This window comes from Alkalinema sp. FACHB-956, from assembly GCF_014697025.1.
Classification (GTDB): domain Bacteria; phylum Cyanobacteriota; class Cyanobacteriia; order Leptolyngbyales; family Leptolyngbyaceae; genus Alkalinema.
This window is the reverse complement of record NZ_JACJRC010000038.1, coordinates 34,742-41,053: the sequence shown is the minus strand read 5'-3', so window position 1 is coordinate 41,053 and position 6,312 is coordinate 34,742. Positions and strand designations below refer to the sequence as shown.

The following is a 6,312-nucleotide window of genomic DNA, read 5'->3' as shown; positions in this document are numbered from 1 at the left end:
GCCGCTAAGGCTACTTTGGCTTTGAAGTCGGCGCTGTATTGTTTGCGTTTATTGCCCATGAAATACTCCTATCACAGTTTGAGTTTTCAGAGCTTAACTACCTGTCCAGTTTTTGGGGTCCACCGTACTTTTCTGCTTTCGTTGGTTTGGCACTTGCTCATGATCTCAGCATAGACCCGCTCTCAAGCCGATTGAATCTTGTCAGGATCAGGACTTACGCAAAGCCCTAAATATGAGGAGTGGCACTGCTCAATCGCATGGGTAGGGTAGGTGACTTCAATTGCTCAATCAAATAGTTTGATAGTAACCGTGTCTTGAGTTGGTAAACTATCGTTCCCATTGCCTCTGCTAACTGTCTCAACCGAGTCCACACCAGCAAAGCACAGGCAATATGATTGCGCTGAATATGATTGCGCTGAATCCGTTGCTTACGACACTGACAGGCCTCAATGCCCGTTGTTTGCTTGACTTCCCGGTAAAACTGCTCAATCTTCCAGCGCACGGCACACCCCTTTTGTGTGTCATCCGAGCGATGCCAAAGTCACCGCAGACAGCGCGGCCTCAATCCAAGCAGAATTGAACACTGCGGCATAAATGCGATTACTGACCTGAAATTGCCCTTGCTGCTTGTTGACGATCCCCGATAACAACAATTCCGCAGTCTCTGGACTATCCGACAGCCCGATCGAGCCTGCCTCCAGAATTTGACGATACAAATTGAGCAGATTCGGTGCGGGAAGAGGGCCGTGGAGCAAGCGATCGGCAATCGTGCGTAAATGTTCTGGCTCATCCTGAGACTCCCAGCGATCGATGAACCGAGCCTGCACAAGGTCAGCTACCCACTCCGCTTCCTGGTTGGCGGGAATGGGCTCCTGGGCATTGCGGATCACCTGACATAATTTCTGGGTCAAAAAGGGTTGACCATTCGTCCAAAATAGCAATGCCTTCAGCAACGTTTGCGGATTACTAACCTGATCGATCAAACCATTTAACAGCGGCTGGGATTCGTGTTCTTTAAAGCCCTCTAGGACAATGGCCTGCCCGATATTAAAAGGCGTACGCTGAATATCCGTAATCAAGGTAGAAGGCGTTGCTACGCCCAACAGCGTAAAGGTGAGGCGATTCCAGATGGGGTTAAGGCTCCGTTGGTTATAGCAAGCCCGAATGAATCCAAAAAAGTCATTCACTGCAAACGGAAGGCCCAGCACACTGTCAATTTCGTCTAAGAAAATCACCAGATTGCGGGAATTCGGAATTTCGTCGGTTCCCACCTCCGTCAGCAGCACCTCTTCCAAAAACTGGCCCAGTCGCTGCACCGGCGAAAGATCTAAGCGATCGTTCCACCATTGCTTGAGATTCACCCGTCCCAGCAAATCAAACCCCTGCCAAAGCTGCACCACCAAACCTTTGTACCATTGTTCAAGGGTAACGGTTTCGCTGCCAATGAGGGTCAAATCTAGGGCCACGCAACTGTATCCTTCCTGTTGCAGTTGCCGCAACATCCGAACCATCAGACTCGATTTTCCCATCTGGCGGGAATTGAGGATGTAGCAAAATTGCCCTTGGTGCAGAGCCTTGTACAGATACCGATCGGCCGATCGGACGACATAGGTCGGTGCATCCATCGGCAAACTGCCCCCCACCTGATAGCAATAGGTATTGGGCGCTTCGGCACTACGGAGTAATTCATTTTCAAAGCGCAATTCTGCCTGCGTCGCCTTCAACACCTCCAGCGTTTGGGAAAGTTCTTGAGTGCGTTCCTGAACTTTTTGCTCTAGGGTTCGAGAATAGTCCGCCAATTGATTTTTAGCCTGTTCCAAGGCCCGATTCTGTTGGCCTAAGGTCACATAGAGTTGCGCATTTTGCAGGGAAATCGCAGCCTGACTGGACAGAATCTGGAGGACTTCCACCCGCTCCGGGGTAAAGGCTCCGGTGGTCAGATTGTTTTCTAGATACAAAATGCCATTCAGTTGGCCTTGGTTTAGCAATGGCGCACAGAGAATGGATTGCGAATGATGCATCACCACATAGGGATCATCCGTAAAAAGTCCTTCCTGCGTGGCATTATTCAGAACAACACTTTCTCGGGACTTAATCACATAATTGAGGATTGCGGGAGAAAAGTCTGCATCCGCCAACGTCAATGCCTCTACGCCCTCTGCGCCATCGGCAGCCACGACTTGCCAAGTGCCATCCTGTTCTAGGAACAACAATCCAGTTTGTGCACCTGCTGTTGCTAGAACCGTTTTCATCAGCGTTTGCAAAAGCTGTTCCAAAACGATTTCATTGGAAATTGCCTGACTGGCAAGAATAACCGATTCAAAATCAAGGGACAGGTTACTGGTTCCCGTGGTGGTGTCTAGGCTAATCCGTCGGGTGCCGATCGTTGGCCCGATCGCGCTATCCTCTTGGCGCAGGGCTGGATAGGCGTCATCTAACCGTTGGACTTTGGCGATCGCGCCCCATTGTTGGTAGAGATAACGGGCATCCCGCAAATAGGCCAAGGCCAGTTTGCCATAGTTGCGGCTGAGATAGAACCGTCCCGCCAATTCCGAGGCCAAGGCTTCGTGGTGCAGAAACCCATTTTGGCGGGCTAGGGCAATCGCCTGCTCATAGCAATCGATCGCGCGATCAAACCGCTTTTGCAACCGAGCTAATTCCGCATCGACGAGGGCCAACTGATGACCCAAATTCATCGGAGCCATGGCCGCCCAACGGGCCAACTTCCGCCGATTCTGCTGCATCCGTCGCCATAACTGGCGCTGCTCCGGAACGGGGGACTGGGCATAGACCTGGGCCTGACTCAGGATATCATAGGCAAAATAATTGGCGACATAAACGGTTGTTGTGGCTCCATTTAAATACTGGCGATTAGTATTGGCGGCTTGAACCGCTAAATCGTAATCCCCCAAGATCACATGCAGAAACGTTTTGGTGTACCAGTAAGTGGATAAATTAGAGAGATCTGAGGCTTGTTGATGGATCGGTACAGCTTCCTCTTCGTTGTAGGCGAGGCCAACCAATCGACTCGGATCGGTGCAGTCTCCCATGAGGTTAAAGACTGCTTGGCGATGGATTTCGTGGGTATAGAGGGATGTTCCCTGCCCCAGGTCGGAAATAATAGCGCTAAAAGCATTCATTTCCTGCTTCACCCTGTCCAACGGGTCTCCTTGGTAAAAGGCTATGGCGCAGGACATCATCCCGGAAAAGGCCGCAAATTCTACGTCGCCATAGTCTAAGCCCTGTTTATAGGTTTCTCGCAGGCCCTCCTTTGCATCTCGATAGGGATCCTTCCAAAAGCGCACATGGGAATTAAAAACATGGGCTGTACGGTTCCGTAGGATGGGATCCTGAATGCGCGATCGGATCTGGAGGGCCAGCTTCCCCATTTCATAGCCTTTGAGTTCATTGCCCAAGCTACATTGGATCACCCCCATTAAGGCAAAGGCATAGGCTGATTCCGGCGCAATTCCGTGGGTTAAGGTGGCGCGAATAATGCTAAAGGTAATCAGCGGCAGTAAGTTCGGTCGTGCATAGTAGGTGGGGGACACGATATTCCGCTGGAGTTGCATGATGGCTAAGGTGGCCGCATGGGTCATCTCTGGCAGGCTCAGTAACGTCTCCGTGGTTGTGCCCCGCAAAGCCCACTGGGTCTGTAGCAATTGCCCCAACACCTGTAACGTAGTGGGATGGCTGGGGATCTGCGCCCCCCAATCCTCCCGGAGCACCCGTAGGGTGTAGTCGATCGCGGCGTTTAACTGGTTCTGCGCAATTAATGCACCCACTGCCCCCTCATGCACCGAGAGCGCATCTAAGGGCTGCCGAACTTGATCCAGAATCTGTTGGTGCAGACGCTCCATGGTGGCTAACTCATTGGCGAGATAGGCGACCATGGCAGCCTCGGTATAGAGCCCGTGGGCCAGGGCATAATGCTGTTGCCAAGCATCGGCCTCCAGCAACTTCACCCCCGTGAGCAAAAATTCTAAAGCTACTTGGAAAGCTGCTGCTTGTTTCGCTTTGACCCCGGCCTGCAAATTGAGTTGAGCCAGGGTGAATCGATCGGAGGCCGATAAGCGCTCCTGAGCCTGATTCAGGTGGGTCACCGTCGCAAACAATTGGGCGTCCGGTTGGGCTGCGCTCTGTTCTTGGGCTTGGGCTAGACGTTGCAGACCGAGATGATAGTGCGCTTCCACCCGTTCTTCTCGACGGAGTAGGGAATAGGCTGCCTGTTGGACACGATCGTGCAGAAATCGATAGTGGGGATTGTAGGATCGATCGACCTCGAAGTCATAGACCGTTTCCAGTTCGAGGCTATCATTGACGCGCACAATTAAGCCTTGGTGCAAAGCCGGTTGGAGCTGGCTCACAACAAACCCAGGGGCCACCCCCAGCAACGTGGTCAAACTAGCGAGATCAAAGTGGTTCCCCACCACCGAAGCTTGTTGCAACGCCTGCACGGTGGTGGGCGGCAGATCGCCCATCTTGTCAATTAAAAAGGAAATGACATCATCGGTCATGCCTTGGGCTTGAATTGTCTGTAAATCCCAAACCCAGCAGCCTTGAGCGGGATCCAAGGTGAGAAGTTCACGGGTATACAGCGTTTCTAGCAATTGGTTGAGAAAAAAGGGATTACCTTGAGTGCGCTGAAAACACAGATCGGCCAACGGTGCAGCCGTCGCTTCTGACAATCGCAGGGTTTGCTGGATAAGTTGGTGGGTGTGGGCTTGGCTTAAGGGCGTTAAGGTCAGGTGGGTAAAGGCTTTGCCCGTCTGACGAATTTCTTCCAACGACAGCATCAAGGGATGGGCTGCACTCACTTCATGGTCACGGTAGGCCCCCACGAGGAGTAAATAACCGGCTTCTGGGTCAGTCACGAGCCGCTGGAGCAGGCGGACAAACGCGAGGTCAGCCCATTGCAAATCATCGATAAACAAGACGATCGGATGGTCTGCGGTCGCAATGGCCCGCAGCAGCCCCCGGAACAGGAGGGTCAAGCGCGTTTCAACATCTGTGTCGGATATCTCTGGCAGCGGGGGCGGGGTTCCTAAAATTTGGGCAAATTCAGGAATCACATCAACCAACAACCGTCCATTCGAGCCTACTGCGTCCAATAATGTTTCACGGTACTGGGCCAACTCCCGATCTCTGCGGGTGAGCAAGCGCTGCACCCATTGGGTCAGGGCATCCGCCAAGGGGCCATAGGGTTTGCTGCGGTTGAACTGGTCATATTTGCCCTTGATAAATTCCCCCCGAGCCGCAGTGACGGGACGGTGTATTTCGTTGACGAGGGAGGTTTTGCCAATGCCGGAATAGCCCGCCACCAACACCAGTTCGACCGAGCCTTGACGACAGCGCTCAAAGGCCGTCATCAGTTGCTGCAAATCCGGTTCACGACCGTAGAGGGTTTGCGGCAGAATCAAGCGATCGGGAAAGTCCGCTTGGCCCAAGTCAAACGGCGTCACTTGGCCTTGGGTTTGCCAATCCTGATAACAGCGCTGCAAATCCTGGACTAAGCCGTAGGGGCTTTGGTAGCGGTCATCGGCATTTTTAGCCATCAACTTCAGGACGATCTGCGCCACGATCGCCGGAATGTCCGATCTCACTGCCTGGGGTGACATCGGCGATCGTGCAATGTGGGCGTGAATCATCTCCAGCGGATTCGCCAGGGGAAAGGGTAACTGCCCCGTCAGAATCCGATAGAACGTGACCCCTAAGGCATACAAATCCGATCGAAAATCCACCGATCGATTCATACGTCCGGTTTGTTCTGGCGAAATGTAGGCCAAGGTGCCTTCCAGTACCCGGATATCGGTCAGGCTGGGCGTTTCCCGCGAGAGCTGGCTAGCAATGCCAAAGTCAATTAGCTTTAAGGTATCGGTTTGGGGATTCCAAACAATATTCGAGGGATTAATGTCTTTGTGGATGATCAAAGCCCGGTGCACCTCTCCCAAGCTTTGGGCCAGCCGCAGCATTAATTCCAAACATTGAGCCATGGGTAACAGCGGCTCGATCGTCAAAAAATGATCTAAATCCTGTCCACCGAAGTCCTCGAGCACCATGACAAACTGATTGCCACGATCGATGAGATCTAAACAGTGAATGATTCCCGCTTGCTGGAACTGGCGGGTCATCTGATATTCCCGCCGAAAGCGAGCCACTTCCGCAGGGCTGGGGTAGGGATCTCGCAGATGCTTCAAAATGACTGGCAACCCATCCGATCGATAGGCAGAGTAAATCGTGCAGCGACTGCCCTCACACCGAAATTTCAGATCACAGTAACCAGGAATTTCCATAGAAACAACAGAAAATGAA

1 protein-coding gene and 1 pseudogene are annotated in these 6,312 nt (G+C 52.5%); both read right to left on the bottom strand.

Translation table 11 applies throughout. The features are described from left to right. Positions 1 to 226: 226 nt before the first annotated feature. Positions 227 to 523 (bottom strand): annotated as a pseudogene (locus H6G21_RS23265) (hypothetical protein); the annotation flags it as partial. Continuing rightward, positions 522 to 6,293, bottom strand: a complete 5,772-nt coding sequence (locus H6G21_RS23260) for an AAA family ATPase (protein WP_190576569.1) — start codon at positions 6,291 to 6,293, stop codon at positions 522 to 524. The gene H6G21_RS23260 and the pseudogene H6G21_RS23265, both read right to left, overlap by 2 nt. Positions 6,294 to 6,312: the final 19 nt, after the last annotated feature.

What these genes read in the sequence shown, in the direction of transcription:
- H6G21_RS23260 (WP_190576569.1), bottom strand. Translation starts at nt 6,293, where the DNA reads ATGGAAATTCCTGGTTACTGTGATCTGAAATTTCGGTGTGAGGGCAGT.